Here is a 24486-nt window from a genome sequence, read left to right on the forward strand (position 1 = left end):
CAAAAGATCGCAGTCTGCAGCAGTTCCTACAAGTGTTACGGGAGGATGTACTTCTCGATCGCCAGGGCTACGCCATCTTCGGTGTTTGGCGCAGTCACCACATCAGCCTGCCGCTTGACCGCCTCCTCCGCCTGCCCCATGGCTATCGACAATCCCGCGCAATGGAACATCGCCGGGTCGTTACCGCCATCGCCAATCGCCGCCGTCTGCACCAGCGGGATGCCCAGATGCGCAGCAATCGTCGACAGCGCGGTGCCCTTGTTGGCCTCCAGCGCCGTCACGTCCAGATAAACCGGCTGCGAACGCGACACCTGAGCCATGCCGTTGACCTTGGGCAGCAGGCGCGCCTCAAGTTCAATCAGCAAATCCGTGTTGTTGCTGGTCGCGACGATCTTGTCGATGCGCTCCAGAAACGGCTCGAAACTCTCGACCACCACCGGCGGATAACCGAGGCCGTGCTGTTCGCGCGGCACCATCGGCCCGTGCGGATCCTTGAGCAGCCAGTCGCCACCGCTGAACACCCAGATTTCCACTTCCGGCTGATCGGCGAACAACGCCAGGGCAATCAACGCCGTCGGTACCGGCAGGTAATGCGCCACCAACACGCTGCCGTCCGGATTGACGATGGTGCCGCCATTGAAGGCGGCGGTCGGCAGATCGACCCCCAAGGCTTCGATCTGCTGCAGCATGGCCTTGGGCGGGCGCCCGGTGGCCAGGCTGAACAACACGCCCGCCTCGCGCAGCGAACGCACCGCATCGATGGTGCGCTGACTCAGGCTGTGATCGGGCAGCAACAGCGTGCCGTCCATGTCACTCAATAAAAAACGGATCGACTCACTCATCCCAGACCATGCCAGACGCGACCATCGCGAGTCAGCAGATCGTTGGCGGCTTGTGGACCGTCTTCCCCGGCGGCGTAAGTCTGCACGCTCGCGTCCTGCTGCCAGGCATCAAGGAACGGTTGCACCGCGCGCCAGCCGTTCTCGATGTTGTCGGCGCGCTGGAACAGCGTCTGGTCGCCGGTCAGGCAGTCGTAGATCAGCGTTTCGTAACCGGTGGACGGCTGCATTTCGAAGAAATCCTTGTACGCGAACCCCAGCTCGATGTTGGCCATGTTCAACGCCGGTCCCGGCCGTTTTGCCAGCAGGTCGAACCACATGCCTTCGTTGGGCTGGATCTGGATACGCAGATAAGTCGGCTGCAGTTCATCGACTTCGGTGTCGCGGAACTGCGCATACGGCGCCGGTTTGAAGCAGATGACGATTTCGGTATCGCGCACGCTCATGCGCTTGCCGGTGCGCAGGTAGAACGGCACGCCCACCCAGCGCCAGTTGTCGATCATGACTTTCAGCGCGACATAGGTTTCGGTGTTGCTGTCAGGCGACACGTTGGCTTCCTGGCGATAGCCATTCAACGCTTTGCCATCGACTTCGCCGGCGCTGTACTGACCGCGTACCGAATTGGCCCGCGCCTCTTCGACGCTCCACGGGCGGATCGCGCCGACCACTTTGGCCTTTTCACCGCGCACAGCGTCAGCGCCAAACGCGGCCGGCGGCTCCATGGCAACCATCGCCAACAACTGGAACAGATGGTTGGGCACCATGTCGCGCAGCGCACCGGTGTGCTCGTAAAAACTGCCACGGGTTTCAACGCCGACGGTTTCCGCGGCGGTGATTTGCACGTGGTCGATGTAATGGTTGTTCCAGAACGCTTCGAACAAGCTGTTGGAGAACCGGCTGACCAGAATGTTCTGCACGGTTTCCTTGCCCAGATAATGGTCGATCCGATAGATCTGTTTCTCGGACATGACCTTGAGCAGGCAGGCGTTCAAGGCTTCGGCAGTGTGCAGGTCGGAACCGAACGGTTTCTCGATCACCACCCTTCTGAACGCTTCGGGGGTTTCTTCGAGCAGTTTGGCGGCGCCGAGACGGCGCACCACTTCACTGAAAAAACGTGGCGCGGTGGCCAGGTAGAACACCGCGTTGCCCGTGCCGCTGTCGGCGATTTTTGCCGCCAGCGCGGAATAAGTGCTGTCGTCCAGGAAATCGCCCTGGACGTAGCTGATACCTTTGGCGAGCTTGGCCCACAAGGCCGGATCAAGCATCTGATCGCCCTTGCCGACCTTCGCCGCCACTTCGGTACGGATGAAGTCTTCGAGTTTTTGCGCGAAGGCCTCATCGGTAATGGCGTTGTGATCAACGCCGACGATCCGCAGATTTTCGTCAAGCAAGCCGTCGCGACTGAGGTTGTACAGCGCCGGCATCAGCAAGCGCTTGACCAGGTCGCCGTGGGCACCGAACAGAAACAGCGTGGTCGGTGGTGCGGGTTCTGCCTTGGATTTTCTGCGGATCGTATGGGTCATTTCTTCGGTGTCTCCACGTGGCCGCCGAAGCCGAAGCGCTGGGCCGAGAGAATCTTGTCGCCAAACGTGCCCTGGCCGCGCGAGCGGTAGCGCGAGAACAGCGAGTTGGACAGCACCGGTACCGGCACCGCTTGTTCCATGGCCGCTTCGATGGTCCATTGACCTTCGCCGCTGTCCGCCACCGAACCGGAGAACCCGTCGAGCTTCGGATCGCTGGCCAGCGCGTCGGCGGTCAGGTCGAGCAGCCAGGAGGAAACGACGCTGCCACGACGCCAGACTTCAGCGATGTCGGCCACGTTCAGGTCGAAACGCTGATCTTCCGGCAGGCGTTCGCTGGATTTGGTCTTGAGGATGTCGAAGCCCTCGGCGAAGGCAGCCATCATGCCGTACTCGATGCCGTTGTGAATCATCTTCACGAAGTGCCCGGCACCAGCGGGACCGGCGTGGATGTAGCCGTGTTCGGCGCGGTGATCCTCGGACTTGCGGTCCTTGGTGCGTGGAATCTCGCCCATGCCCGGCGCCAGAGCGGCGAACAGCGGGTCGAGACGGTTCACGGTCTCGGCATCACCGCCGATCATCATGCAGTAACCGCGCTCCAGGCCCCAGACGCCGCCGGAGGTGCCAACGTCGATGTAGTGCAGGCCTTTTTCGGCGAGGGTCTTGGCCCGGCGAATGTCATCCTTATAGTTGGTGTTGCCGCCATCGATGATGGTGTCGCCGGCTTCCAGCAAATCGCTCAGGGTGTTGATGGTGTCTTCGGTCGGCGCACCGGCCGGCAGCATGACCCACACGGCACGTGGCTTGGCCAGGCCGGCGACCAGCGCAGGCAGATCGGCAACGCCTGTGGCGCCCTCGGCGGCCAGGGTGTCGACAAAGGCGGTATTGCGGTCGTAAACAACGGTGGTGTGACCGTTGAGCATCAGACGCCGCGCAATATTGCCGCCCATGCGGCCCAGTCCAATAATCCCGAGTTGCATGTGCTGATGCTCCTTACTACAAATAAATGTGTGTCATTGGTTATAGCCCAACGCGACTAATGGAGGTTAGTCCAGAGCGTCGGGCCGAAGTTTCCGGGCATTGTGCCCGATCCAGACTGATAACGCCCCGAATCATGCCGAAGACACACCGACCATGAAAAATAAAAAAGTTCCATTCATGGGCAAAAGAAATCAAAATTGGCGCCGATAGCAGATCAGTAGCCCGGCACCGGGACAATCTGCAGTTGAGACACGCCATTTGCGAGGTGAGCAATGGGCACAGTACACACAGCAATGCCGCCACAAACCCTGTATGTCACGATCCGTCGCGATGAATTGCGCCAGTTGAAGGACGAGCGCGACCAATTGAAGCAGGAGCTGGCGCAACTGCGCTCGCTGACCCAGGGCGCTCAGCCCAAACCTCTGCCGGTAGTCCAGCGTCAACCGCACGCCTGACCTGCCCCGCCAGCTTCGGGAACGGCGCCCGTCGTTCCCGTCATGATCCGCTCCTGCCAACAATCAGCAACTAACGAAGTTTTCACATTACGTTCGTGATACTCGCGCCCATTCTGGCCGTGCGTTTGCGCGCGGCTTCCGTTCGTCGGTTTGATGTAGTGTTCCGGCGGTGGTTAGTGACGATGAGCTGGAGTGCTGAATGGCATTGTTCAAACGCAGCAAAACGACTGCGACAGGTTTCGACTGGGCCGGGGTTCTCTGGCTCTTTGCTTTTTTCTGGTACTTCTCGGGCATCACCCAACTGTTGATTCAACTGACAGGGACCTCCGGTTTCAGCGGTTTCCGTCAGGCCTTCGTGATGAGTGCGCTGTGGCTCGCCCCGATGCTGGCGTTCCCCAAACGTACCAAATTGCTGGCTGCGCTGATCGGTATCGTCCTGTGGGCCTGCTCCATGGCCAGCCTGGGCTACTTCTTCATCTATCAGCAGGAGTTCTCGCAAAGCGTCATCTTCATCATGTTCGAGTCGAACGTGTCGGAAGCCGGCGAGTACATGACCCAGTACTTTGCCTGGTGGATGATCCCGGCGTTCCTCGCCCATACCGCTTTCGCCTATTTCCTGTGGACCCGCCTGCGCCCGGTGTACATGCCCCGAGGCCGTGCGTTCGTGGCTGCGATCGCGATCGTCTTCGCCGTAGTCGGCTACCCGCTGATCAAACAGACCCAGCGTACCGGCAGTTTCGCCGGCGGCTTCGAGAAGTTCGAAGACCGCATCGAGCCAGCGGTGCCTTGGCAAATGGCCGTGGCTTACCACCGATACCTCGACACTCTGGCCGGCATGCAGGACATGCTGCACAGTGCAAGCAAGGTCCCGCCGCTGCATAACCTCAAGGCTGCCGACGCGGATAAACCGTCGACGCTGGTACTGGTGATCGGCGAATCGACCAACCGCCAGCGCATGAGCCTGTATGGCTATGGCCGCAAGACCACGCCGGAACTGGACAAGCTCAAGGATCAGCTCGCGGTGTTCGACAACGTCATCACCCCGCGCCCGTACACCATTGAGGCGTTGCAGCAGGTGCTGACCTTCGCCGACGAAGAGAATCCGGACTTGTACCTGTCCACGCCGTCACTGGTCAGCATGATGAAGCAGGCCGGCTATAAGACCTTCTGGATCACCAACCAGCAGACCATGACCAAGCGCAACACCATGCTCACGACCTTCTCCGAACAGGCCGACGAGCAGGTGTACCTGAACAACAACCGCAACCAGAACGCCGCGCAGTACGACGGTGACGTGATTGAGCCGTTCAACAAGGCGCTGAGCGACCCGGCGCAGCGCAAGTTGATCGTCGTGCATCTGCTCGGCACGCACATGAGCTATCAGTACCGCTATCCGCCGACCTTCGACAAGTTCCAGGACCGTACCGGCGTGCCGGCCGGTGTGCGTGACGATCAGGTGCCGACCTACAACAGCTACGACAACGCCGTGCTGTACAACGATTTCGTGGTATCGAGCCTGATCAAGGACTACGCCAAGTCCGATCCGAATGGTTTCCTGCTGTATCTCTCCGACCACGGTGAAGATGTGTTTGACTCGGTCGGCCACAACACCCTCGGCCGTAACGAGAACAAACCGACGGCACCGATGTACACCATCCCGTTCATGGCCTGGGCTTCGCCGAAATGGCGCGAGAACCATGACTGGAACTTTGCCGCCGACCTGAGCCGGCCGTACAGCAGCTCGCATCTGATCCACACCTGGGCGGACATGGCCGGTCTGAGTTTCGATGAACTGGACCGCAGCAAGAGCCTGGTCAGCGACAGCTTCAAACCGCGTCCGCTGATGATTGGCAACCCGTATGAACGCGAGCAGCGCGCCCTGATCGACTTCAGCCTGATGAAGCCGAAAAAGGTCGAGCCCACCGCAGCGAATGTCGTGCAGCAGTAACCGCCTGGAAGGCGCCGGTTACGAGAGATCGCAATCGGAGTAACGCATAAAGAAAAAGCTCCGTATCGCAAGATACGGAGCTTTTTTCGTTCTGGGCGGTCAGGTTGCCTGCTTTTACGGGGCTCTGCTGTGCCGCCTGCGGGAAATCGGAGCGGCCAGCATGTTCGCACGCCCCCTCCCCCTTGAAAAAGCAGCCAGCGCGCCCACAGGGCGTCAGCCAATCGCGCCGCCAGGTCCAAGGTTTTTTCCAGCACAAAAGCAAACGCCCCGAACAAGTCGGGGCGTTTGTGGGTGCATTCGCTTGGGTGCTTTCACACCCTTCGCGTTGCAGATCCGGCGCGATCAGTAAGCCTTACCGGTCTTGTAGAAGTTCTCGAAGCAGAAGTTGGTCGCTTCGATGTAGCCTTCAGCGCCACCGCAGTCAAAACGCTTGCCCTTGAACTTGTAGGCCATGACGCAGCCATTCTGGGCTTGCTTCATCAGGGCGTCGGTGATCTGGATTTCACCGCCCTTGCCTGGCTCGGTCTGCTCGATCAGGTCGAAGATGTCCGGCGTCAGGATGTAACGACCGATGATCGCCAGGTTCGACGGCGCATCTTCCGGCTTTGGCTTCTCGACCATGCTGTGGACGCGGTAGATGTCGTCGCGGATCATCTCGCCGGCGATCACGCCGTACTTGCTGGTTTCCTGCGGGTCGACTTCCTGAATGGCGATGATCGAGCAGCGGAACTGCTTGTACAGCTTGACCATCTGGGTCAGTACGCCGTCGCCCTCGAGGTTGACGCACAGGTCGTCCGCCAGTACCACAGCGAAGGGTTCGTCACCGATCAGCGGGCGACCGGTGAGGATCGCATGGCCCAGACCTTTCATTTCGGTCTGACGGGTGTAGGAGAACGAGCACTCGTCCAGCAGCTTGCGGATGCCGACCAGGTATTTCTCTTTGTCGGTGCCCTTGATCTGGTTTTCCAGCTCGTAGCTGATGTCGAAGTGGTCTTCCAGAGCGCGCTTGCCACGACCGGTCACGATCGAGATTTCAGTCAGGCCAGCGTCCAGAGCTTCTTCAACGCCGTACTGGATCAGTGGCTTGTTTACCACCGGCAGCATTTCTTTGGGCATGGCTTTAGTCGCTGGCAGGAAGCGAGTACCGTAACCGGCTGCTGGGAACAAGCATTTCTTGATCATATAAGTCCTTGAAAGGGCTGTGTGTACGAGTTTCGGCGCAGTCTAATCAGGCGGCGTGCACCTTACAATGCCCCGCACTGGCTAACCGATGCCAACATAGAGAAATATTCTCGCCGATAGTTCCGTTGGCGACTTCGACCCGCGAAAACAGAGTAGCTCAAACACGCAAATGCGCCGCATCACTCTACGCTCATCATCCCCCAATGTGAGGATTTGTCGGTATCATGGCGCCTTTGAACCAGCGAACGAGACAGATAGATGGCCGCGGTAAAAATCATCAATGGGTATGTGATCGACAAGAAAGACGGCAAGTGGAACCTGACCACAACCAATGGCGAACACATCGCCGGGCCTTTCGACAGCGAGCAGCTGGCGACTGATGTGGCGTCGGTGTTCACTGACACCCCTGCGTCGTCCAAACGCCGTGGCAAAGATCAGGACTGACCGGTTGCGACACGCGCCGAGCCCTGCCCTTGCGCAGGGCTTTTTTGTGGCCGCTCGCAAACCCGATGAAAACAAGTGGCCAATCGCTATAACCTTTTCACTCCGGCGCTGTCAGAGCGTTTAGCCCCTCCCTCGCTGAAGACGACACACTTATGAACATGAACAGATTGCTGCCGCTGATCGCGGTATTGGCCCTGGGTGGCTGTGCCACCTCGCAAACCACCTACCTGAACAACGGCGAACAGGGTTTGAGTATCGACTGCTCCGGGGAAGCCAACTCCTGGGCCACCTGCTACGAAAAAGCCGATGCCTCCTGCGCGGGCACCGGTTATCGCATTGTCGGTACCGACGGCACGCCTGCACCCAAGGACAGCGACAAGACCTTGGGAGTCGATGTCGGCAACTACAAGAATCGCAGCGTGGTGGTGGTCTGCAAATAGACCTACATGTGGATCTCGGCGAATTTGATCCCGAGCCCGCGCACGATCTCAATCAGGTCATCGAGCCGGGCGAAGGATTCGACTTCGTCGTTATCGTCGACCAGAAAATAGCTGCGACCGGCGCTCTTCTTGAAAAACACGATCCACTCACCCGAGTTCGCCGGATTCTGAATCACATGCGTGGCAGAGATAAGGCCCTCTGCATGCCGTTCCCGTACTTGCTCTCGCTTCATGCGCGACTCCGAAAATGAAAATGCCGCCACAGCATGACTGTGGCGGCACTGGTGCTGATGGCCGCTATTCTATCAGCCGGAAATGCAGGCATTGGCGGCGTTTTGCACGTCGCGAGGACGAATCGGCACATTGGACATGCGCTCATGCAACTTGATGCTGCTGCCGCCGGAACGATCGTCGATATCAAACACCGCTGCCGCGCCAGTGGAAAATTTCCCGGGAACAATCACCCGCACGCCATCCTTGTGCGGCTGCATCTGCAGTGCGCCGCGACTGTTGGCCAGCTTGTCCGCCAGGCACTGCGCATACTCATGGGGTTTCTTGCCGGAAATCACGCTCATGGTGGGCAAGGTTTCATTGATTTCGGAAACACTCGCGCAACCACCCATGACCAACACCAACGGCAGACACACCACACCCCACTTCATACAAATACCTCCCATAAAGACCCTCGGACAGCAGTAATGCCATTTTTCTCCGAGGCTTACTCCATTAAACCCGCAGCGAATCGCGAATAACCGTTTTTAATTGTCAAAGCAGCGCTCGACGGCGGGATAATAACCCGTTCGGGCTGATAAACTGCGCCAATCGCACATGCTATCGTTTTGATTTAGTAGAAAAAGCCCTTCTGGAGGCGCCCATGAAATTCATTCACCAGCGCGAGCACCTCAACGAAGACGACATTGTCGTCATCCAATGCTCGCAAACCTGCAACATCCGTTTGATGAACGACGCCAACTTCCGCGCGTTCAAGAACGGCGGTCGCCACACCTACCACGGCGGTGCTTTCGACACGTTTCCTGCGCGCATCACCGCGCCGAGCACCGGTTTCTGGAACATCACCATCGACACCGTCAGCCGGCGCGCCATCAGCGTCACGCGCAAACCGACCCTGACCCACTCGATCAAGATCATCCGCCGCTCCAGTTCCAAACTGAGCTGAGTTGCCCCAACGCAAAGGTAAGCATGACCGTGGCCCAAACGACCAAATACGTCATCAAATACAAGCTCAACGGTGAACGCCGCTTCGAGTTCGCGCAACTGCAAAACGGCACCGTGGAAGAAGCCAAGGCTGCACTGGATGCCATCCACGGCCAGACTGAAGATGTGATCAGCGATATCGCCGTCAGCAAAGCCCTGTAACCAATCAACCCGGATTCGACCGCAAGCGACGGAGTGTTCTGCCGCCGGGATTTGCCCAGACTGACAGCCTCGACCAAAGGGTTCAGGAGTCAGAATGTCAATGTCCCCGTCTCGGCTGGATGCGCTCGATTGGGCGTGCCTCGAACAGCATCTGGATCAATATGGCTATGCCATCGTCCGCTCGCTGCTGTCGGCGCAAACCTGCGAGCGCTTGAGCGCCCTGTATTCGCAGACCGAACCGTTTCGTTCGCAGGTCATCATGGCCCGCCACGGTTTCGGTCGCGGGGAATACAAGTACTTCAGCTATCCCCTGCCGACAACCATCGAACGTCTGCGCACTGCGCTTTACCCGCGCCTGGTGCCGCTGGCCAACCGCTGGTACGAACGCATGAATCTGCCCGTGCGCTTTCCCGCAACCCATGCCGGGTTTGTGCAGCGCTGTCACGATGCCGGCCAGCTGCGGCCGACGCCATTGCTGTTGCAATACGGCCCGCAGGACTACAACTGCCTGCATCAGGATCTGTACGGAGAACTGGTTTTCCCACTGCAAGTGGCGATTCTTCTGTCGGAGCCCGGACAGGATTTTACCGGTGGAGAGTTCGTCCTGACCGAGCAGCGTCCACGCCTGCAGTCGCGACCACACGTCGTGGACCTGCAAAAGGGTGACGCAGTTATATTCGCGGTCAACCAGCGCCCGGTCAGCGGCACACGCGGCGATTATCGAGTGACCATGCGTCATGGCGTCAGTCGCCTGCACAGCGGAAACCGGCATACTCTGGGCATCATCTTCCACGACGCAATATGAGCAGCATGCGACCAAGCCACTTCGACCTGTTCGCCGACCACGAACCCGAGCAACAACCCCGCGCCGAGCAAATCGGCGAACAATCGTGGGTGTTGCGCGGGTTCGCCCTGCCGATGATCGATCAACTGTTGCCGGCACTGGACGGCGTTCTCGCCGCAGCGCCATTGCGTCACATGATGACCCCGGGCGGTTTCAGCATGTCAGTGGGCACCAGCAGCTGCGGAGCGCTGGGCTGGATCACCGATCGCAGCGGTTATCGCTACAGCTCCTTGGATCCGCTGAGCGGCAGACCATGGCCGGCAATGCCCCAAGTGCTGTTCGAACTGGCACAGAGAGCGGCGCAGCGCGCAGGATTTGCCGGATTTCACGCGGATTCCTGCCTGATCAACCAATATGTCCCCGGCGCCAAGATGTCTTTGCACCAGGACAAAGACGAACATGCCTACGCGGCGCCGATCGTTTCGCTGTCATTGGGGTTGCCGGCAATGTTCCTGTTCGGTGGTTTTGTCCGCAGCGACAAGAGCCAGCGCATTCCTCTGTTGCACGGCGACATGGTGGTCTGGGGCGGGGTCGATCGCCTGCGTTTTCACGGTGTGCTGCCGATCAAGCCCGGCCAGCATCCGCGTCTGGGCGAGCGGCGAATCAATCTGACCTTCCGGGTCGCCGGGTGATCTGAAAAGTTTGACCGCAAGGCCCGGAGTGTTACCCACATTGCAGCTGGTTAACCTGAATCAAACAGGTCAACGGACTACTCGCCATGAAAAAGCTTTCACCGATCATCAATGTTGAAACCGATCCACGCTGGGCCGCCGTGATCGCGCGGGATCCGCGAGCCGACGGGCAGTTTGTCTATGCGGTAAAAACCACCGGCATCTATTGCCGCCCGAGCAGCCTTTCGCGTTTGCCCAAGCCGCAAAATGTCGAATTTTTCGACAGCGCCGAAGCTGCCGAAGCGGCGGGCTACCGCCCAAGCAAACGCACGAGCAAGGATCAGACTGACGTCGCCAGCCAGCACGCCGCGACCGTGGCGATGGCCTGTCGGCAGATCGAGTCGAGTGAAACAGTGCCCGCGCTCAATGAACTCGCCGAAACCGCCGGCCTCAGTCCTTTCCATTTTCATCGGGTGTTCAAGGCCGCAACCGGCCTGACACCAAAGAGTTACGCGGCGGCGCATCGCTCGCGCCGGGTGCGGGAACGGCTCGCGAATGGCGGCTCGGTGACCGATGCGCTGTACGACGCAGGCTTCAATTCCAACAGCCGCTTTTACGAATCGGCCGACAAGCTACTGGGCATGAAGCCCGGTGATTATCGCGCTGCAGGGCGCAACAACGACATTCACTTTGCGGTTGGCCAGTGCTCACTTGGCGCGATTCTGGTGGCGCAAAGCGAACGCGGGGTGTGTGCGATCCTGTTGGGCGACGATCCGCATCAACTGGTGTGCGATCTGCAGGATCAGTTCCGTCAGGCCAACTTGATTGGCGCCGACGCCGGGTTCGAACAGTTGATTGCCAAAGTGGTGGGCTTCATCGAAGCCCCAGCACTGGGCCTCGACTTGCCACTGGATGTGCGTGGCACAGCGTTTCAGGAACGGGTGTGGCAGGCGTTGCGGGAAATCCCGGTGGGTCGCACCGCCAGTTACGCCGAAATCGCACAACGCATTGGCGCGCCGACGTCCATGCGCGCGGTGGCGCAAGCCTGCGGCGCCAACCGTCTGGCCGTGGCAATCCCTTGCCATCGCGTGGTGCGCAGCGATGGCAATCTCTCGGGGTATCGCTGGGGTGTGGAGCGCAAGCGCCAGTTGCTGGATCGCGAAACCCAGCCTTAGCGCACGCTGATGTAGACCGACACGGACTCGGGGCCGGTATAGGCCTCGTAGTCGGTGGCATAACGGCGCTGAATCTGAGGGTTCTCCTCAAAGAAGGTCCAGATCCGTCCCCAGGTCGCAATGACCGCGTCGGGCAATGGGCCCTGCGCCTCGAACACCAGATACTCGCCGGCTTCGATCTGTACGGTCTCATAGCCTTTTGGTCGTGCATTGACCGCGACCCCCGCGGTGACATCGAACGCACCCGAGGCATCGGATTCATAGGCCGAATACACACCATAAATTGCTGAGCCGGGGATCTTGCCGGGAATACTCTCGGCCTGTTCTTCACTGAAAAACCGGCCCCACATCGGGCCGATCTTTGCGCTCTGGGGCTGGTGCTCTGCGGCGTTGGTCGTGCGCACCCGCAGGCCGGCCACGGAGAAGGCGTCGATTTGCTGTCGTTTCAAATCCATCGAAAATGCCGCTCCCTGTAATAGAAGTGCGGCCACACAGGGCCGCAATGGTGCTCACTCTGTCAGCGATTGACGTCGACCACAACCCTGCCACGCAGCTGTCCGGCGAGCAATTTGGGTGCCGCGTCGATGGCTTCGCTCAGGGCGATTTCGTGGCTGATCAAAGGCAACAAGGCGAAGTCCAGATCCTTGGCCAGACGTTTCCAGGCCTCGATCCGCCGGGCCTTGGGTTGGGTCACGCTGTTGATGCCGGCCAGGGTCACGCCGCGCAGAATGAACGGCGCCACCGACGCAGGAAAATCCATACCCTGGGCCAGACCGCAGGCCGCCACCGTGCCTTCGGCGCGGGTGCTGGCACAGGCATTGGCCAGGGTGTGGCTGCCGACCGAGTCGACCACGCCGGCCCAGCGTTCCCTGGCCAGCGGTTTGCCCGGTTCCGACAAGGATGCGCGGTGGATGATCTCGCTGGCGCCCAGTTGCTTCAGGTACTCATGCTCGGACACCCGGCCGGTGGACGCCACCACGCGATACCCAAGTTTGTTGAGCAAGGCGATGGCGAAACTGCCCACCCCACCATTGGCTCCGGTCACCAGCACTTCACCCTGATCCGGCGTCACGCCGTTACGCTCCAGCGCCAGAATGCACAGCATCGCCGTGTAGCCGGCGGTACCGATGGCCATCGCTTGCGCGGCGCTGAAGGCCTCGGGCAAGGGAATCAGCCAATCGCCACGGAGGCGCGCCTTTTGTGCCAGGCCGCCCCAGTGACTTTCGCCCACGCCCCAGCCATTGAGCAGCACCTGATCACCCACCTTATAGTCAGGATGCGAACTGACCTCGACCGTGCCCGCCAGGTCGATCCCAGGCACCATCGGAAACTGGCGTACCACCGGGCTGCTGCCGGTAATCGCCAGACCATCCTTGAAGTTCAGCGTGCTGTACGCCACCTGCACCGTCACGTCGCCTTCGGGCAACTGCGCTTCATCGATCTGTTGCAGGCTGGCGCGGTAACCGCTGTCGTCTTTGTCGATCAAAATGCCGTTGAACATGGCTGCCTCTCACTCAATGGATTCAAATCCTCGCGCCTTGAAATAACACAAAGCAACGCATTGCCCCACCCGACTTTGCGCCAATTCGCAAATCCGCCCAGTGATTCCAGAGCGGGCGACTATGCTTTTTCGACGGTCGTGCTTTCGCTGCCCCCCTGCTGAAAGCGGCCTCTGTCGATGGAGCTGACAATGCCTTACCCGCGCTCATGGCTTGCAATCCTCATGCTGTGCCTGCTGACCGCCGGCAACCCGTGGGCCGCCCCGGCCACTGCCGACAAACGCGCCGCTGCCGACGCCGCCCCCAGCGCGCCGACGTGGCCGCAAGTGATCACCAGCGGCAAGGCCAGGCTGACCGTGTACCAGCCGCAACTCGACAGCTGGGATGGCTACACACTCAATGCCCGGGCGGCGGTCGAAGCCACCGGCGCCGACGGCAAACCCACCTACGGTATTGTCCAGTTCAGTGCGCACACGCTGGTCGACAAAGCCACGCGCTGGGTCGCACTGGATCAATACAAGATCATCAAGGCCGACTTCCCCGCCGATGCCAGTCAGGCGGATGTCTGGCTCGCGGCACTGCAAAAGGATGCCCAGAGCCGCAAGAAGACCATTTCCCTCGATCAGCTCGAGGCCGCCGTCGGTGTGCTGTCGGCAGAGCAGAAAGCCGACAGCGCGCCACTGGAAAATACCCCGCCGGCGATCATCAGTTCCGACGTCCCCGCCCTGCTTGTCTATATTGACGGCGACGCGGCGTATCGCGCGGTCGAGGGCACCGCGTTGCAGCGGGTGATCAACACCCGCCCGTTATTGCTCAAGGACGCCGAGGGCAAGCACTACTTGCATGTGTTTGATGGCTGGATGGTCGCTGACAACCTCAGCGGCGAATACACGCGTCTGACCACACCGCCGGCCGATCTGGAGAGGGCCAAACAGGCGGCGATCCAGAGCCGTCAGGTCGATCTGCTGACCGGGCAGAGTGATCCGAAAGACAAGGTGCCAAATCTGGCCAAGCCGCCGCAGCCGAAAATTTTCATCGCCACCACCCCCACCGAGCTGATCGTTACCGACGGGGCTGCGCAGTGGTCGCCGATCCAGGGCACCAGCCTGCTCTACGTGAGCAACACCACAGGGCACATCTTCAAGGAAATCGGCGACCAGAACAGCTACGTGCTGATTTCCGGACGCTGGTTCCGGGCCGCCGACATGAACGGGCCGTGGACGTTTACTCCGGCGGACAAATTGCCTGCCGACTTCGCCAACATCCCCGACGACAGCCCGAAAGAGAACGTCAAGGCCTCCGTCGCCGGTACGCCGCAGGCCAAGGAAGCCGCGATTGCCGCCACCATTCCGCAAACCTCGGCGATCAAGAAAAGTGCAGTGAAAATGACCGCGCCGCAGTTCGACGGCGAGCCGCAACTCAAACCGATCAACACCACGTCGCTGCAATATGTGGTCAACAGCGCGACGCCGATCATTCGTGTCGACAACGACAGCTGGTATGCCGTGGAGAACGGCATCTGGTTCAGCGCAACGACAGTCAGCGGACCGTGGGTCGTCGCCAGTTCGGTTCCGTCGGTGATCTATTCAATCCCGCCGAGTTCGCCGATGCATTACCTCACTTACGTCAAAGTCTATGAGTCCAGCGGCGACACGGTGGTGGTTGGCTACACCCCGGGGTATCAAGGGTCGAACCTGGATCCGGCCACGGGTGTGGTGGTTTACGGCACCGGATACCCGTACACGCCGTGGGTTGGCAGTGTCTGGTATGGGCCGCCCGTGACCTACGGTTTCGGCGTCGCGATTCGCTATACACCCTGGACCGGCTGGACCTTCGGTTTCGGCTTCGGCTGGAGCTGGGGCGGCAACACCGTGGCAATGGGTTGGGGCTGGGGCGCTTATCCGTGGTGGGGCAATTACGGCTGGGGTTATGCCTGGGGGCCGCGCTTGTATCCAGCGCCGCTGGCCTGGGGCGGCGCCGCTTACGGCTATCGCGGCGGTGCCGTGGCCTGGGGGCCCGGTGGCTGGGCCGGCACCACCGGCAACATTTATCGTCAGTGGGGCGACCGCGCGACCGTCAGTCGTTACGGCGCCGGCTACAACGCCTGGACCGGCAATCGCTGGGCCGGTCAGGTCGGCTCGTCCTATAACTCGCGCACCGGGATTGCCGCGGCGGGCCAGCGCGGCGCCGTACACAATGCGTACAACGGCAACTACGCGGCCGGACGCAGCGGTGAGGTGGTCGGGCCGAACGGTGGCGCCATTGCCGGCGGCCGAGTGACGGCGGGCAACGCACGCAACGGCACGCAAGTCACCGCCAACCGTGGCGCGGTGTACAACCCCAACACCGACAAGACCACGCAATATGCTGGGGTCAAGGGACGCAACGGCGGCGCCGCACGGGTTGGCGACAACGTCTATGCCGGGCACGACGGTAACGTCTACAAGAAAACCGACAACGGTTGGCAATCAATGGTCAAGGGCAGCCCGACCCGCACGGCACCGGTCAACAACACTGCCCAGCTGCAAAACCTCAATCGTGAATCTGCAGCGCGCAACTTCGGCAACCAGCGCACCAACAACTTTCACAACTCCTCGCAAGTCATGAACCGTTCATTTGGCGGCGGTGGCGGTGGTTTTCATCGACGCTGACGGCGCATGGCTGTCCGTGCGCGGAAATTCGCGCTGGCCCTGAGTCCGGTTTTGCTGTTAAAAAACCGGCTCTGCCGTCCCTGCCCCGTTTCATCGTTCGGAGAACCGCTTCCATGAGCCAATGGCCTGACACTCGCATTCTTGACCTGCTCGGCATCGAGCTGCCGATCATCCAGGGCCCAATGGCCGGTGCCACGAACTCAGCCATGGTGATCGCCGTGTGCAACGCCGGCGGCCTGGGTTCGATGCCCGCCGCAATGCTGAGTATCGAGCAACTGCGCGAAGAACTGCAGACCATTCGCGAGCACACTCGCAAGCCGTTCAACGTCAATTTCTTCTGCCATCAGCCACCGGCTGCCGATGAACAGCGCGCGCGGGACTGGAAAAACCTGCTGGAGCCGTACTACCGCGAACTGGGTGTCGATTTCGATGCACCGACGCCTGTGTCCAACCGGGCACCCTTCGATGCGGCAGCGTGCGCCGTGCTGGAAGAGTTTCGTCCTGAAGTCGTGAGTTTTCACTTCGGCCTGCCGGAGAAATCCCTGCTGGATCGAGTCAAGGCCACGGGTGCGAAAATCCTCTCGTCTGCCACGACTGTCGATGAAGCAGTGTGGCTTGAACAAAACGGTTGCGACGCGATCATCGCCATGGGCTACGAGGCAGGTGGTCATCGCGGGATGTTTCTCAGCGATGACCTGAGCAGTCAGGTCGGTACCTTTGCCCTGGTGCCGCAGATTGTCGATGCGGTGAAAGTACCGGTGATCGCTGCCGGCGCCATTGCCGATGCGCGCGGGGTGGCCGCGGCATTCATGCTCGGTGCATCGGCAGCGCAGGTCGGTACCGCGTATCTGTTCACCCCGGAAGCGAGAGTCAGCGCCTCCCATCACCAAGCGCTGCGCACCGCCAAGGAAAGCGAAACCGCGATTACCAACCTGTTCACCGGCCGCCCGGCTCGCGGCATTCTCAATCGGGTGATGCGCGAAATCGGCCCGATGTCAGCGAAAGCCCCAGCCTTCCCGCTGGCCGGCGGAGCGCTGATGCCCTTGCGTGCAAAAAGCGAAGCGCAGTTCAGCAACCTCTGGGCCGGTCAGGCTTTTCCGTTGGGCAAGGAGCTGAGCAGCGCCGAACTGACCCGGGAACTGGCGCAAGGCGCGCTGATAAAACTGGTCCGACACTGACCCGATCCAGGATGAGGCACGGCGCAGCCTCATCCTGCATACAACAGCACTTCCTGTTTAGCGGCATTTCGCTATATATTTCGCTATATAGCGTTTCACCCTTCGCATCGGTGCAGTCCACCTCCAACAATAACTGCCCTCTGCACTCGCCAATAACGGAGCTGTTATGACCATTCGTGCCTCACGTTTTGCCCCCACTTGCCTGGCTTCTTTGCTGGCGGTATTTGCCTTTGGCGCCGCTCACGCCGATGAGGTGCAGGTGGCGGTTGCCGCCAACTTTACCGCGCCGATCCAGGCCATTGCTGCCGACTTCGAAAAAGACACCGGGCACAAACTGGTCGCCGCCTACGGGGCCACCGGCCAGTTCTACACCCAGATCAAGAACGGCGCGCCGTTCGAAGTGTTCCTCTCGGCGGACGACACCACTCCGGAAAAACTGGAAAAAGAAGGCGATACCGTCAAGGGCTCGCGCTTCACCTACGCCATCGGCACCCTGGCGCTGTGGTCGGCGAAGGAAGGTTACGTCGATGGCAAAGGCGAAGTGCTGAAGAAAAACGAATACCAGCACCTGTCCATCGCCAATCCGAAAGCCGCACCGTACGGGCTGGCCGCCACTCAGGTGCTGGAAAAACTCAAGCTGACTGAAGCGACCAAAGCCAAAATCGTCGAAGGCCAGAACATCACCCAGGCTTACCAGTTCGTGTCCACCGGTAATGCGGAACTGGGCTTCGTAGCACTGTCGCAAATCTACAAGGACGGCAAGGTCACCAGCGGATCGGCGTGGGTCGTTCCAGCGAACATGCACGACCCGATCAAACAGGACGCGGTAATCCTCAACAAAGGCAAAGACAGCGCCGCCGCCAAAGCGCTGGTTGACTACCTCAAAGGCCCGAAAGCCGCTGCGGTGATCAAGTCCTACGGTTACCAGCTCTAAATGTCGCTCTCGAGTGCCGACTTCGCGGCGATCTGGCTGACCCTGAAACTGGCGTCCCTGACCACCGCGATCCTGCTGGTCGTCGGCACTCCGATTGCCCTGTGGCTGGCGCGCAGTCGTTCCTGGCTACGCGGCCCCATTGGCGCAATCGTCGCCCTGCCCCTCGTGCTACCGCCGACCGTGATCGGCTTCTATCTGCTGCTGGCAATGGGGCCCAATGGCTTTCTCGGCCACTTCACGCAATGGCTGGGCCTGGGCACGCTGACCTTCAGTTTTACCGGGCTGGTGATCGGTTCGGTGATCTATTCCATGCCGTTTGTGGTGCAACCGTTGCAGAACGCGTTCGCGGCCATCGGCACCCGTCCACTGGAAGTGGCCGCAACCTTGCGCGCCAATCCCTGGGACACTTTCTTCAGCGTGATCCTGCCTTTGGCCCGCCCCGGTTTCGTGACGGCGGCGATCCTCGGGTTCGCGCATACCGTCGGTGAATTCGGTGTAGTGCTGATGATCGGCGGCAACATTCCCGACAAGACCCGCGTGGTCTCGGTGCAGATCTACGACCATGTCGAGGCGATGGAATATGCTCAGGCCCATTGGCTGGCCGGGGCGATGCTGGTGTTTTCGTTTCTGGTGTTGCTGGCGCTCTACTCCAGCCGCAAGACCCGCGCGGGCTGGAGCTGATCGATGATTGATGCACGTCTGAAAATCACTTATTCGGGTTTCAATCTGGATGTTGATCTGCATTTGCCGGGGCGTGGCGTGACTGCGCTGTATGGTCATTCCGGGTCGGGCAAAACTACTTGCCTGCGCTGTATCGCCGGGCTTGAGCGCGCCGAGCAAGGTTTCATCCAGATCAACGACGAAGTCTGGCAGGACAGCGAACGCCGGATTTTTGTCCCGCCGTACAAACGGGCGCTGGGTTACGTGTTCCAGGAAGCCAGTCTGTTCCCGCACCTGTCAGTGCAGGCCAATCTGCAGTTCGGTCTCAAGCGCATTGCCAAGGCCCAGCGCCGGGTCGACATGGCGCAAGCCACCGAACTGCTGGGCATCGGCCATCTGCTGGAGCGCCATCCGCAGCACCTGTCCGGCGGCGAACGCCAGCGTGTCGGTATCGCCCGCGCGCTGTTGACCAGCCCGAAACTGCTGCTGATGGATGAGCCGTTGGCGGCCCTCGACAGCCAGCGCAAAAACGAAATCCTGCCGTACCTGCAACGCCTGCATGATGAACTGGACATTCCGGTGCTCTATGTCAGCCACGCGCAGGATGAGGTGGCGCGGCTGGCCGATCATCTGGTGTTGCTTAGCGACGGCAAGGCCCTGGCCAGCGGCCCGATTGGCGAGACCCTCGCGCGGCTGGACCTGCCAATGGCACTGGGCGATGACGCCGGGGTGATCATCGAAGGCCAGGTCAGCGCCTACGATGCCGAGTACCAACTGCTGAGTCTGCAATTGCCGGCCACGGCCATGAACATCCGCGTGACGCACGCGCCGATGGCGGTCGGTCAAGCCTTGCGCTGCAAGGTGCACGCCCGCGACATCAGTCTGGCCCTGCACAACAGCGAAGCCAGCAGCATCCTCAATCGCTTGCCGGTGACCGTGGTCAGCGAGCTGGCGGCGGACAACGCCGCGCACGTGCTGATTCGTCTGGATGCCGGCGGCACACCGCTGCTGGCACGGATCACGCGATTTTCCCGGGATCAGCTCGGCATCCACCCGGGCCAGCATTTGTGGGCGCAGATCAAGGCCGTCGCCGTGCTGGCCTGAATTGGTTGGCACGACGGCTACGGCCCGCGGTCAATCGCTGTAACAGAGCGATTCGCCAAGGACACCGCCATGCCCGACACCGTACTAACCGACGTCTTACCGCCCGACCTGCATTACGTCGACGACACCCAACCCGGCATCCGCCGTAAAAAACTGCGTGGCAAATTCGCCTACTTCGATCCGGCCGGGCAGCGCATCAACGACCCCGATGAGATCAAACGGATCAATTCGCTGGCAGTGCCGCCGGCCTATACCGACGTGTGGATCTGCGCCGATCCGCGTGGCCACTTGCAGGCCACCGGCCGCGATGCCCGTGGCCGCAAGCAGTATCGCTATCACCCGCGCTGGCGCGAGGTGCGCGACGCCGACAAGTACTCGCGCCTGCGGGAGTTCGGCCTGGCGCTGCCGAAGTTGCGCAAACAGCTTGAAACCCTGCTCGACGCCCCCGGTTTCAGTCGCGACAAGGTCATGGCCACGGTCATCACGCTGCTCGACGCCACGCTGATTCGTGTCGGCAACACTCAATACGCGCGGGACAACCGCTCCTATGGCCTGACCACCCTGCGCAGCCGGCATGTCGAGGTCAACGGCAGCGCGATCCTGTTTCAGTTTCGCGGTAAAAGCGGCATAGAACACCAAATCACCGTCAAGGATCGTCGCCTGGCGCGCATCATCAAGCGCTGCCTGGAAATCCCGGGGCAGAATCTGTTTCAGTATCTGGATGAAAATGGTGAGCGGCACACCGTCAGCTCCCACGACGTCAACAGCTACCTGCAAACCCTTACCGGTGCCGACTTCACTGCCAAGGATTACCGCACGTGGGCCGGCAGCGCGCTGGCCCTGGCGGTATTGCGCGAACTGCAATGGGAGTCGGAAGCCGAGGCGAAACGGCATGTGGTGGAGATGGTCAAGAGCGTGTCCAAACAGCTGGGCAACACCCCAGCCGTTTGCCGCAAGTGCTACATCCATCCGGCCGTGGTCGAGCGCTTCCTGCTCGGTGCACTGGCCGAACTGCCACGCCCGAGGGTGCGCAAGGGCTTGCGCGCCGAGGAAGTGGCGCTGGCGATGTTTCTCGAGCAAATGATGGACGCGTCTTGATCGCACTGGTAGCCGAGCAATCAATCGCGGTTTCTCACGATCCTGAGTTTCTACAGGCGTTGAAGCCGACGCATCGCCTGGATTGACATGCCACAGAGTGGCGGCTGCAACCGACGAACTGACTGGCTATTTTTTGCACGATCGGCCAAGGCTTCTATAGTTGATCTGACACCTATTTGCTGTGGTGACGCCATGGAAGACATCTTTGTCGTGAAGCGCTGCAACAAGATCATCATTCACGGCCGTCGCGCCGGGGAAAGTCAGCATGAACCTGCCGAATCCAGCAGCTGGTTTCGGATCAATGACACCCGAACCGGAGGCTTCATCGGTGACGGCTATGATCTTGAAGAAGATGCCCGGCGCGAATGCCAAAGGCTCAATGCGGCCAGCTCGCCGCGACCGGCGCGACAATCGGCCGGCTGATGCAATTGACAGGCGGGGTCTATACTCAAAACAGCTGACGGACCAGCGCCCCAACGGCAGAGAGCTCGCAGCCTGCGGGCTTTTTGCTGCCTCTCAACGGTTTTCTGAACGGAGGTGCTCCATGTCCGAAAAAGAGTCCATCACCACCCTCCTCACCCTACTTGACTCCCGTCAGGCGCGCCTGGCTGCGGCCTGCAAGGAAATTGCCGACTGGGTCGATCATCAAGGCGGCCATCCGACCGCCCTGCGCATACGTGATCGCCTGAACGACATCGAAAAAGATACGCCGCTGATTCGCAGCACCCTGTCTTCGCTGCAACCTGTCGAGCGGCCACTGCCTCGTTTCAGATGACCGGATGGCAATAAACGACAGTCTCAACGCGTACCGCCTGGCCGACCCGGCGAACACCCGCAGTCGTGGGAGGTCATAACCTGTACACGTCACCAGGAGACTGATCCATGGTTATCCATTTCAAAGTAGACGGACACCTGGCTTGTGGTCACAAAGGCAACAACCTTGCCTCGAGCCAGGAACTCAATCGCGTCAAATGCCGCAGCTGCCGTAACACCGATGCCTACAAAAATGCGCGCAAAACCCAGCGCAATGCTGCTCGACGCGTAGCGCGCCACACACAGGCTGATCACGGTGCATCGAACTGGCGCTCGGAATGGATCGCACGCTTGACCGCTCTGGCGGGTCCGCAACGCCTGCCACGGGGCTTTTTCGGGCAAGCGTTTGTGTAACCGCTTGATGTCTTGGTTTTCGTCCATCACTCAGCGCGAATTGCCACGAGTTCACCGCTCGAAACCATCAATGCCCTGACCTTATCGTCAGGGCATTTTATTGAAAACACCGTTTCGAGCAGCCCTTCACCCTGAGTCAAGCTTGCAAATAGCCAACGCGCCCTCATAACCAGATCCGTATCCACCGTCACCGAGAGGCAAAAAGATCATGACCGGAAAGACCGAAACCGCGATTCTCGCCGGAGGCTGCTTCTGGGGCATGCAGGACCTGCTGCGACGCTATCCCGGCGTGCTGCAAACGCGAGTCGGCTACAGCGGTGGCGATGTACCGAATGCCACGTACCGCAACCACGGCAACCACGCCGAGGCCATCGAAATCGTCTTCGACCCTGCCGTGATCAGCTACCGGCAAATCCTTGAGTTCTTTTTCCAGATCCACGATCCCAGCACACCCAACCGACAAGGCAACGATCTCGGCCCCAGTTATCGCTCGGCGATTTACTACCTTAACGAACAGCAACGCGACATTGCTGAAGACACCGCGGCCGACGTCGATGCATCCGGGCTGTGGCCGGGGCGCGTGGTCACTGAAATCGAACCGGCGGGCCCCTTCTGGGAAGCTGAACCCGAGCACCAGGACTATCTGGAGCGGATACCGAATGGTTACACCTGCCATTTCATCCGCCCGAATTGGAAGCTGCCGAAACGCAGCTGAAAACACACCTGCGTAATCACTTCACGCACGGCGCTGGCCTCTGCTGAGGCCGGCGCTTGCGCAGCTCTGGAATTGATCATTTTGGTGAGCCCTCCGTAGCACAGTTCAAGCGCCCGAGGATGAACATACGTTCATCGCAAGCATGGCTCTAAGCGTCTAGCCTGCGGGTTCCAACATAGTGCCTACAGGAGTACCCCACCATGTTCTCGCACGAAAGCATCCCGCTGATTGCCATTTTCACCATCATGCTGCTGTGCGTACTGGCTGCGTTTTTGCACCCGGTACATGCATTCTTCAGCTGGCTGCGCAGGCGCAAGGAACGATTAAACGCCCAGGCTGCAAAAGAGGTTGATTCGCGCTGAATGTATTCCCTAAACCGGCCCGGGCATGCCTGGGCTTGTTGTTTTCTGCCTGAACAGCAGATACAAAAAAGCCCAGCACGGGGCTGGGCCTGATTGTTCGTCAACGTTAAAACATGCAGGCTTTTCAGCCACAAGAGTAGAACTCAAGTGACTTACGCAAGAGCCCTTTCGTGCTCGCTTTCATGCACGTAAACCCATGAAATTCCGGATGGCGAGGTCTGGTCGAGGCGCATAAGCGCCGAATCGACTTTCTTTTTGGTGATGCCGTCTTTGACAAGATCGAAGACGGCCAGGAAGCAGTCCCCTGGAAGCGATGTGATCGAGAGGTTGGTGATGTGCGATTCAGGGCTTCCAGCACGCTTGCCATACAAACCCCAAAGTCGCTCCCAATAATCCGCTCGACTCATGATCTGTCCGTCGGTGAGTACCACACGAAAGTCATTCGCCAACGCGTCGTACAGGGGTTTGATGGCCCCTTCCGACCGGGAAGACATACCGCGCGACCACGGAAAGAAGAGATTGTACCAACGGTACACCTCGGCTTCGACGAGAGCGGTTTTATCGGTTGCTGCGTGCACTTGATTGATTGCCATCGGTGTTCTCCTTAACACGTCAAAAATGGCGGGTCTGGCGTAACAGACAGGCCGTCTGAATGCCCATCGCCTGAGCGATGTACCGCGCCTTGATCAAGATCCATCCTGATATCAACGCCATCGGGTCAAGCTCAAATGTTCACTCAATAACTTTTGATATCTTCGACCAAGCCACAAACGTAGACGCTCGCAGGATTGATTGCATCAAGAAGTGACCAACGGTCTTTGCAAACAGGAAGAAGAGGACATGGAAGAATTGACGACGAGCCATTTAAAAATGGTGCCCTGAAAACAAACAAGGGTCTGCATCAGCTTTCGCCCGCAAACCCTTGATTTAAGATGGTGCCCGAAGCCGGAATCGAACCGGCACGCCCTTACGAGCGGGGGATTTTAAGTCCCATGCGTCTACCAGTTTCGCCATTCGGGCGGTAGCGCGGTGTAGTGCTCAAAGCAGTCGATCAGCAAACCTGACAGCGTTAAGCCTTGTAAAGCAGAGCGGGAAATATATACATCACGTCCCGGTGAAGCAAGTTCACAGTGGTTGATTTCAAGACTAAATCTTGCAGCGCACTGGAAATAAAAAAGCTCCGTAAATCATGGATCTACGGAGCTTGTTTATAGTGGAGGCCGAGGTCGGAATCGAACCGGCGTAGGCGGATTTGCAATCCGCTGCATAACCATTTTGCTACTCGGCCTCAAACGATCGCTG

Annotated in this window: 29 protein-coding genes and 2 tRNA genes; 20 read left to right on the forward strand and 11 right to left on the reverse strand. The window is 59.9% G+C overall.

The window, feature by feature from the left end; genetic code table 11:
- Positions 1 to 35: 35 nt before the first annotated feature.
- The 3 genes from OC71_RS03895 to gnd are packed head-to-tail and all read right to left on the reverse strand — an operon-like array spanning position 36 to position 3363.
- Positions 36 to 842 (reverse strand): Cof-type HAD-IIB family hydrolase, encoded by an 807-nt coding sequence (locus OC71_RS03895; RefSeq protein WP_041064449.1) that lies wholly within the window; start codon positions 840 to 842, stop codon positions 36 to 38.
- Positions 839 to 2362 (reverse strand): glucose-6-phosphate dehydrogenase, encoded by a 1524-nt coding sequence (gene zwf, locus OC71_RS03900; protein ID WP_041064450.1) that lies wholly within the window; start codon positions 2360 to 2362, stop codon positions 839 to 841. The genes OC71_RS03895 and zwf overlap by 4 nt, the downstream gene beginning before the upstream one ends.
- Complete coding sequence (gnd, locus tag OC71_RS03905; RefSeq protein WP_305809626.1) at positions 2359 to 3363, reverse strand: phosphogluconate dehydrogenase (NAD(+)-dependent, decarboxylating); 1005 nt, start codon at positions 3361 to 3363, stop codon at positions 2359 to 2361. Before gnd ends, zwf begins: the two co-directional genes overlap by 4 nt.
- 249 nt (positions 3364 to 3612) lie before the next feature.
- Between gnd and OC71_RS03910 the strand changes: the two genes are divergently transcribed.
- The gene (locus OC71_RS03910; protein WP_041064455.1) at positions 3613 to 3795 is read left to right on the forward strand and encodes a DUF6026 family protein; all 183 of its coding nucleotides are present in this window, start codon (positions 3613 to 3615) and stop codon (positions 3793 to 3795) included.
- 199 nt (positions 3796 to 3994) lie between these two features.
- Positions 3995 to 5743: a phosphoethanolamine transferase CptA gene (locus OC71_RS03915; protein WP_041064457.1), complete on the forward strand. Its 1749-nt coding sequence runs from the start codon at positions 3995 to 3997 to the stop codon at positions 5741 to 5743.
- A 342-nt stretch (positions 5744 to 6085) separates the two neighbouring features.
- Here the strand turns inward: OC71_RS03915 and galU are convergent, their stop codons facing one another.
- Positions 6086 to 6925, reverse strand: coding sequence for a UTP--glucose-1-phosphate uridylyltransferase GalU (gene galU / locus OC71_RS03920; RefSeq protein ID WP_007912230.1), 840 nt, complete (start codon positions 6923 to 6925; stop codon positions 6086 to 6088).
- Between the two features lie 258 nt (positions 6926 to 7183).
- Here galU and OC71_RS03925 point away from each other — a divergent pair, with 258 nt between their 5' ends.
- Both OC71_RS03925 and OC71_RS03930 read left to right on the forward strand, forming a co-directional pair.
- On the forward strand, positions 7184 to 7369 hold the full coding sequence (locus OC71_RS03925; RefSeq protein ID WP_007964653.1) for a hypothetical protein: 186 nt from the start codon (positions 7184 to 7186) through the stop codon (positions 7367 to 7369).
- Between the two features lie 152 nt (positions 7370 to 7521).
- Positions 7522 to 7809: a hypothetical protein gene (locus tag OC71_RS03930; protein WP_084234123.1), complete on the forward strand. Its 288-nt coding sequence runs from the start codon at positions 7522 to 7524 to the stop codon at positions 7807 to 7809.
- 2 nt (positions 7810 to 7811) lie between these two features.
- Here OC71_RS03930 and OC71_RS03935 read toward each other — a convergent pair whose 3' ends face one another.
- Positions 7812 to 8042, reverse strand: coding sequence for a hypothetical protein (locus OC71_RS03935; RefSeq protein WP_027612691.1), 231 nt, complete (start codon positions 8040 to 8042; stop codon positions 7812 to 7814).
- Between the two features lie 72 nt (positions 8043 to 8114).
- A complete protein-coding gene (locus OC71_RS03940; protein WP_041064469.1) occupies positions 8115 to 8471 on the reverse strand; it encodes a hypothetical protein in 357 nt (118 codons plus the stop codon).
- A 212-nt stretch (positions 8472 to 8683) separates the two neighbouring features.
- On the opposite strand from OC71_RS03940, the gene OC71_RS03945 reads away from it, so the two are divergent.
- The 5 genes from OC71_RS03945 to ada all read left to right on the forward strand — a co-directional run bounded on the left by OC71_RS03945 (position 8684) and on the right by ada (position 11816).
- The gene (locus OC71_RS03945; protein WP_041064472.1) at positions 8684 to 8986 is read left to right on the forward strand and encodes a DUF1883 domain-containing protein; all 303 of its coding nucleotides are present in this window, start codon (positions 8684 to 8686) and stop codon (positions 8984 to 8986) included.
- Between the two features lie 23 nt (positions 8987 to 9009).
- Positions 9010 to 9186 (forward strand): hypothetical protein, encoded by a 177-nt coding sequence (locus OC71_RS28315; protein WP_162531605.1) that lies wholly within the window; start codon positions 9010 to 9012, stop codon positions 9184 to 9186.
- 94 nt (positions 9187 to 9280) lie between these two features.
- Positions 9281 to 9991 carry a 2OG-Fe(II) oxygenase gene (locus OC71_RS03950; RefSeq protein ID WP_041064475.1) on the forward strand — a complete coding sequence of 237 codons (711 nt, stop codon included), beginning with the start codon at positions 9281 to 9283 and terminating at the stop codon, positions 9989 to 9991.
- 5 nt (positions 9992 to 9996) lie between these two features.
- Complete coding sequence (gene alkB / locus OC71_RS03955; RefSeq protein ID WP_041064678.1) at positions 9997 to 10662, forward strand: DNA oxidative demethylase AlkB; 666 nt, start codon at positions 9997 to 9999, stop codon at positions 10660 to 10662.
- Positions 10663 to 10748: 86 nt separating this feature from the next.
- The gene (ada, locus tag OC71_RS03960) at positions 10749 to 11816 is read left to right on the forward strand and encodes a bifunctional DNA-binding transcriptional regulator/O6-methylguanine-DNA methyltransferase Ada (RefSeq protein ID WP_041064478.1); all 1068 of its coding nucleotides are present in this window, start codon (positions 10749 to 10751) and stop codon (positions 11814 to 11816) included.
- On the opposite strand, the gene OC71_RS03965 is transcribed toward ada, so the two are convergent.
- Both OC71_RS03965 and OC71_RS03970 read right to left on the reverse strand, forming a co-directional pair.
- On the reverse strand, positions 11813 to 12271 hold the full coding sequence (locus OC71_RS03965; RefSeq protein WP_041064481.1) for a GyrI-like domain-containing protein: 459 nt from the start codon (positions 12269 to 12271) through the stop codon (positions 11813 to 11815). The genes ada and OC71_RS03965 overlap by 4 nt on opposite strands.
- A gap of 62 nt (positions 12272 to 12333) precedes the next feature.
- A complete protein-coding gene (locus OC71_RS03970) occupies positions 12334 to 13317 on the reverse strand; it encodes an MDR family oxidoreductase (RefSeq protein ID WP_041064484.1) in 984 nt (327 codons plus the stop codon).
- 189 nt (positions 13318 to 13506) lie between these two features.
- Here OC71_RS03970 and OC71_RS03975 point away from each other — a divergent pair, with 189 nt between their 5' ends.
- The 11 genes from OC71_RS03975 (at position 13507) to OC71_RS28340 (ending at position 23184) form a co-directional block, all read left to right on the forward strand.
- Positions 13507 to 15966 carry a hypothetical protein gene (locus OC71_RS03975; protein WP_041064487.1) on the forward strand — a complete coding sequence of 820 codons (2460 nt, stop codon included), beginning with the start codon at positions 13507 to 13509 and terminating at the stop codon, positions 15964 to 15966.
- 113 nt (positions 15967 to 16079) lie between these two features.
- The gene (locus OC71_RS03980) at positions 16080 to 17144 is read left to right on the forward strand and encodes a nitronate monooxygenase family protein (protein ID WP_041064490.1); all 1065 of its coding nucleotides are present in this window, start codon (positions 16080 to 16082) and stop codon (positions 17142 to 17144) included.
- Positions 17145 to 17310: 166 nt separating this feature from the next.
- The gene (gene modA, locus OC71_RS03985; RefSeq protein ID WP_041064493.1) at positions 17311 to 18078 is read left to right on the forward strand and encodes a molybdate ABC transporter substrate-binding protein; all 768 of its coding nucleotides are present in this window, start codon (positions 17311 to 17313) and stop codon (positions 18076 to 18078) included.
- Positions 18079 to 18759, forward strand: a complete 681-nt coding sequence (gene modB, locus OC71_RS03990) for a molybdate ABC transporter permease subunit (RefSeq protein WP_041064496.1) — start codon at positions 18079 to 18081, stop codon at positions 18757 to 18759.
- A 3-nt stretch (positions 18760 to 18762) separates the two neighbouring features.
- Positions 18763 to 19842, forward strand: coding sequence for a molybdenum ABC transporter ATP-binding protein (modC, locus tag OC71_RS03995; RefSeq protein ID WP_041064499.1), 1080 nt, complete (start codon positions 18763 to 18765; stop codon positions 19840 to 19842).
- Positions 19843 to 19911: 69 nt separating this feature from the next.
- On the forward strand, positions 19912 to 20940 hold the full coding sequence (locus OC71_RS04000; RefSeq protein ID WP_041064502.1) for a DNA topoisomerase IB: 1029 nt from the start codon (positions 19912 to 19914) through the stop codon (positions 20938 to 20940).
- 192 nt (positions 20941 to 21132) lie between these two features.
- Positions 21133 to 21363: a hypothetical protein gene (locus tag OC71_RS04005; protein ID WP_041064505.1), complete on the forward strand. Its 231-nt coding sequence runs from the start codon at positions 21133 to 21135 to the stop codon at positions 21361 to 21363.
- A 121-nt stretch (positions 21364 to 21484) separates the two neighbouring features.
- Positions 21485 to 21715 (forward strand): hypothetical protein, encoded by a 231-nt coding sequence (locus OC71_RS04010; RefSeq protein ID WP_007964939.1) that lies wholly within the window; start codon positions 21485 to 21487, stop codon positions 21713 to 21715.
- Between the two features lie 107 nt (positions 21716 to 21822).
- Positions 21823 to 22107, forward strand: coding sequence for a hypothetical protein (locus OC71_RS28465; protein WP_041064512.1), 285 nt, complete (start codon positions 21823 to 21825; stop codon positions 22105 to 22107).
- A gap of 208 nt (positions 22108 to 22315) precedes the next feature.
- Positions 22316 to 22822, forward strand: coding sequence for a peptide-methionine (S)-S-oxide reductase MsrA (msrA, locus tag OC71_RS04020; protein WP_041064515.1), 507 nt, complete (start codon positions 22316 to 22318; stop codon positions 22820 to 22822).
- A 200-nt stretch (positions 22823 to 23022) separates the two neighbouring features.
- A complete protein-coding gene (locus tag OC71_RS28340; protein WP_174376922.1) occupies positions 23023 to 23184 on the forward strand; it encodes a hypothetical protein in 162 nt (53 codons plus the stop codon).
- Positions 23185 to 23336: 152 nt separating this feature from the next.
- Here OC71_RS28340 and OC71_RS04025 read toward each other — a convergent pair whose 3' ends face one another.
- The 3 genes from OC71_RS04025 to OC71_RS04035 all read right to left on the reverse strand — a co-directional run bounded on the left by OC71_RS04025 (position 23337) and on the right by OC71_RS04035 (position 24472).
- Complete coding sequence (locus OC71_RS04025; protein WP_041064518.1) at positions 23337 to 23777, reverse strand: hypothetical protein; 441 nt, start codon at positions 23775 to 23777, stop codon at positions 23337 to 23339.
- Between the two features lie 340 nt (positions 23778 to 24117).
- Positions 24118 to 24204, reverse strand: a tRNA-Leu gene (locus OC71_RS04030).
- A 194-nt stretch (positions 24205 to 24398) separates the two neighbouring features.
- Positions 24399 to 24472 (reverse strand) — tRNA-Cys (locus OC71_RS04035).
- Positions 24473 to 24486: the final 14 nt, after the last annotated feature.

Origin of the sequence: Pseudomonas sp. W15Feb9B, from assembly GCF_000828175.1 — a bacterium.
Classification (GTDB): Bacteria; Pseudomonadota; Gammaproteobacteria; order Pseudomonadales; family Pseudomonadaceae; genus Aquipseudomonas; species Aquipseudomonas parakoreensis.

Excerpts from the sequence above, each read along its gene's own strand:
- OC71_RS03895 (WP_041064449.1), bottom strand. The coding sequence starts at position 842 with ATGAGTGAGTCGATCCGTTTTTTATTGAGTGACATGGACGGCACGCTG.
- zwf (WP_041064450.1), bottom strand. The coding sequence starts at position 2,362 with ATGACCCATACGATCCGCAGAAAATCCAAGGCAGAACCCGCACCACCG.
- OC71_RS03910 (WP_041064455.1), top strand. The coding sequence starts at position 3,613 with ATGGGCACAGTACACACAGCAATGCCGCCACAAACCCTGTATGTCACG.
- OC71_RS03915 (WP_041064457.1), top strand. The coding sequence starts at position 3,995 with ATGGCATTGTTCAAACGCAGCAAAACGACTGCGACAGGTTTCGACTGG.
- galU (WP_007912230.1), bottom strand. The coding sequence starts at position 6,925 with ATGATCAAGAAATGCTTGTTCCCAGCAGCCGGTTACGGTACTCGCTTC.
- OC71_RS03925 (WP_007964653.1), top strand. The coding sequence starts at position 7,184 with ATGGCCGCGGTAAAAATCATCAATGGGTATGTGATCGACAAGAAAGAC.
- OC71_RS03930 (WP_084234123.1), top strand. The coding sequence starts at position 7,522 with ATGAACATGAACAGATTGCTGCCGCTGATCGCGGTATTGGCCCTGGGT.
- OC71_RS03935 (WP_027612691.1), bottom strand. The coding sequence starts at position 8,042 with ATGAAGCGAGAGCAAGTACGGGAACGGCATGCAGAGGGCCTTATCTCT.
- OC71_RS03940 (WP_041064469.1), bottom strand. The coding sequence starts at position 8,471 with ATGAAGTGGGGTGTGGTGTGTCTGCCGTTGGTGTTGGTCATGGGTGGT.
- OC71_RS03945 (WP_041064472.1), top strand. The coding sequence starts at position 8,684 with ATGAAATTCATTCACCAGCGCGAGCACCTCAACGAAGACGACATTGTC.
- OC71_RS28315 (WP_162531605.1), top strand. The coding sequence starts at position 9,010 with ATGACCGTGGCCCAAACGACCAAATACGTCATCAAATACAAGCTCAAC.
- OC71_RS03950 (WP_041064475.1), top strand. The coding sequence starts at position 9,281 with ATGTCAATGTCCCCGTCTCGGCTGGATGCGCTCGATTGGGCGTGCCTC.
- alkB (WP_041064678.1), top strand. The coding sequence starts at position 9,997 with ATGCGACCAAGCCACTTCGACCTGTTCGCCGACCACGAACCCGAGCAA.
- ada (WP_041064478.1), top strand. The coding sequence starts at position 10,749 with ATGAAAAAGCTTTCACCGATCATCAATGTTGAAACCGATCCACGCTGG.
- OC71_RS03965 (WP_041064481.1), bottom strand. The coding sequence starts at position 12,271 with ATGGATTTGAAACGACAGCAAATCGACGCCTTCTCCGTGGCCGGCCTG.
- OC71_RS03970 (WP_041064484.1), bottom strand. The coding sequence starts at position 13,317 with ATGTTCAACGGCATTTTGATCGACAAAGACGACAGCGGTTACCGCGCC.
- OC71_RS03975 (WP_041064487.1), top strand. The coding sequence starts at position 13,507 with ATGCCTTACCCGCGCTCATGGCTTGCAATCCTCATGCTGTGCCTGCTG.
- OC71_RS03980 (WP_041064490.1), top strand. The coding sequence starts at position 16,080 with ATGAGCCAATGGCCTGACACTCGCATTCTTGACCTGCTCGGCATCGAG.
- modA (WP_041064493.1), top strand. The coding sequence starts at position 17,311 with ATGACCATTCGTGCCTCACGTTTTGCCCCCACTTGCCTGGCTTCTTTG.
- modB (WP_041064496.1), top strand. The coding sequence starts at position 18,079 with ATGTCGCTCTCGAGTGCCGACTTCGCGGCGATCTGGCTGACCCTGAAA.
- modC (WP_041064499.1), top strand. The coding sequence starts at position 18,763 with ATGATTGATGCACGTCTGAAAATCACTTATTCGGGTTTCAATCTGGAT.
- OC71_RS04000 (WP_041064502.1), top strand. The coding sequence starts at position 19,912 with ATGCCCGACACCGTACTAACCGACGTCTTACCGCCCGACCTGCATTAC.
- OC71_RS04005 (WP_041064505.1), top strand. The coding sequence starts at position 21,133 with ATGGAAGACATCTTTGTCGTGAAGCGCTGCAACAAGATCATCATTCAC.
- OC71_RS04010 (WP_007964939.1), top strand. The coding sequence starts at position 21,485 with ATGTCCGAAAAAGAGTCCATCACCACCCTCCTCACCCTACTTGACTCC.
- OC71_RS28465 (WP_041064512.1), top strand. The coding sequence starts at position 21,823 with ATGGTTATCCATTTCAAAGTAGACGGACACCTGGCTTGTGGTCACAAA.
- msrA (WP_041064515.1), top strand. The coding sequence starts at position 22,316 with ATGACCGGAAAGACCGAAACCGCGATTCTCGCCGGAGGCTGCTTCTGG.
- OC71_RS28340 (WP_174376922.1), top strand. The coding sequence starts at position 23,023 with ATGTTCTCGCACGAAAGCATCCCGCTGATTGCCATTTTCACCATCATG.
- OC71_RS04025 (WP_041064518.1), bottom strand. The coding sequence starts at position 23,777 with ATGGCAATCAATCAAGTGCACGCAGCAACCGATAAAACCGCTCTCGTC.